This window comes from Leucobacter sp. M11, assembly GCF_035726885.1.
GTDB lineage: Bacteria > Actinomycetota > Actinomycetes > Actinomycetales > Microbacteriaceae > JAPFRB01.
Genome location: NZ_JAPFRB010000002.1, coordinates 547,138 through 549,233, shown reverse-complemented (window position 1 = coordinate 549,233; position 2,096 = coordinate 547,138). Strand labels below are relative to the sequence as shown.

The following is a 2,096-nucleotide window of genomic DNA, read 5'->3' as shown; positions in this document are numbered from 1 at the left end:
ACAATTTCGATGCCGCGGTTTCCGGGTTCCCCGGCAAAGTCCTCGCTCATGTGCGCGGTGTGGGAGCCGAGCGCCCCGTCGGAGAAGATCTTGACGGGGCCGCAGCTGAGGACATCATCGCCCTGGCCGGTGAAGCGCCCCTCGGCGATTGCGGCGGTCAGCGCCGTCAGCGGGATCGCCTTGTGTACCCGGATGTCGAGGCTCTGCGCGGCGTGCATCCGGAGCAGCGCGTCCCGGACATCCTCCCCGTCGATGTCGGTGATGCTGGTCAGGCCGAGGGCGAGCAGTCGCTGCTGGGTGCGGGCGAGCTGCTCGTCCAGGTTGCCGGAGTGCGGCGAGTGCCGGAGCGCGTCGAAGGGCGCGGTTGCGGCCTCGCGGAAGATGCCGGTGGGCTCGCCGAGCTCATCGCGCACGATGACCCCGCCCACCGGGTCCGGGGTGCGGGCGTCGATGCCGACCTCGGCGAGGGCCCGGCTGTTCACCCAGATCGTGTGCCCGTCAACGCTGGGCAGGGCGATCGGGCGGTCCGGGCACACCCGGTCCAGGTCGAAGCGGTTCGGCTGCCGGGGGACGGCCCAGGCGTTGGCGTCCCAGCGGCCGCCGAAGATCCAGCCCGTGCCCGGGTGCGCCTCGGCGTGGGCGCGCACCCGGTCCAGGGCGGTCTCGAGCGAGTCGGCTCCGCGCAGGTCGAGGGCGTCGTGTTCGCGGGCCAGATTCCCGGCGTGGATGTGTGCGTCGTGGAAGCCGGGGAGCACCGCGGCCCCCGGCAGTTCGACCGTCTGGCTGCCCTGCGGCGCCTGCTCGGCCAGTTCCCGATAGTCGCCGACCGCCTGGATCACGCCGTCGCGCACGGCAATCGCGCTCGCCGGCGCCGCCCCGGGCGCGAGCGTGTGGATGCGGGGGTGGCGGAAAAGCGTCGTAACCATTAGGAATCCTTGGGGCGTCGTTGCAAACAAGTGCGGTCTTCAGTCAGATTATGAGAGAATTTGCCCGGAGTGAAGCGATTTCCTCGCCACCTCAGCGCCCTGAGCATAAGGAACAGTAATGGTCAATCCGATTCATCTGCGCACCCTCCTCGAAGTGGTTCGGCTGGGCTCCTTCGCGGGGGCCGCGAACCGCCTGGGGTATACCCCCTCGGCGGTTTCGCAGCAGATGTCCGCGCTCGAACAGGAGTCCGGCGTGCGGCTCTTCGAGCGCTCGGCGCGGAGCGTCCGGCTCACCGAGGCGGCCACCGTGATGGCCCGGCACGCGATCACGGTGCTCGCGGGGATCGACCGGCTGCTCGAGGCCGCGGGGAACGCGGGGGAGGGCTCCGGGCGCGACCTGCGGGTGAGCATCTTTCCCAGCCTCGCCCGCTTGTTTTTGCCCCGACTGCTGTCCTCCCCGGAGTGGGCGGCGACCGGGTTGCAACTGCGGCTGAGCGTGGCCGATCCCTCGCCCACGATCCAGGCCATGCGCGCGGGCGAGGAGATCGACGTCGCCCTCGTCTACCGGGTCGGGGAGAGCGGGCTGAGCTGGCCCCAGTCCGTGAGCGTGCACCGGCTGGGCGACGACCGAATGCGCTTCGTCGTCCCCGGGGCCTGGGGGCTGCACGGGCGCGGGCCCGTTTCCCCGAAGGAACTCGTCGGGCTGCCCTGGGTGTTCCACCACCCGGGCTCCAGCGACGCCGCCATGATCGATGAGCTGTTCCGGGCGCACGATCTCCGCCCCCGAACCGTCGCCCGCTCGGACGACTTCGCGGTCACCCTCGACCTTGTGGCCGCCGGCTTCGCGGCCTCCTTTGTGCCGGAGATTGTGTTGCACGAACTCCCGCCGGGCGTCGTGGTGCTCAATGTGCCCGAGATCGAACTGAGCCGCGGGGTGTTCGCTCTCGCCGCCCGCGGCTCAGACCCCCAGCGCAACGAGCTCTTCCTGGGCTTCCTCAGTCGAATCCTGACGGACCTCGGCTACCAGGCGGGCGAGGACGACCTCCCGGCCGAGTCCGAGCTGGGCCCCGGGGGAGCTGCCGCGGTCGGCTTCGGCGCCCAGCCCTGGTTTGGCAGCGGCGTCGGCGACGAGACGGCCCCGGCCGAGCACACGCCTCGTCCCTGATCAGC

2 protein-coding genes are annotated in these 2,096 nt (G+C 70.9%); one reads left to right on the top strand and one right to left on the bottom strand.

The window, feature by feature from the left end; all coding sequences use genetic code 11:
• Positions 1 to 926, bottom strand: a 926-nt coding sequence (locus tag OOT08_RS06955) for an amidohydrolase (protein WP_325091868.1), incomplete at its 3' end; no start/stop codon positions are given.
• 118 nt (positions 927 to 1,044) lie between these two features.
• Between OOT08_RS06955 and OOT08_RS06950 the strand changes: the two genes are divergently transcribed.
• On the top strand, positions 1,045 to 2,091 hold the full coding sequence (locus OOT08_RS06950; RefSeq protein WP_325091867.1) for a LysR family transcriptional regulator: 1,047 nt from the start codon (positions 1,045 to 1,047) through the stop codon (positions 2,089 to 2,091).
• The last annotated feature ends 5 nt before the right edge of the window (positions 2,092 to 2,096 follow it).

Excerpts from the sequence above, each read along its gene's own strand:
- OOT08_RS06950 (WP_325091867.1), top strand. The coding sequence starts at position 1,045 with ATGGTCAATCCGATTCATCTGCGCACCCTCCTCGAAGTGGTTCGGCTG.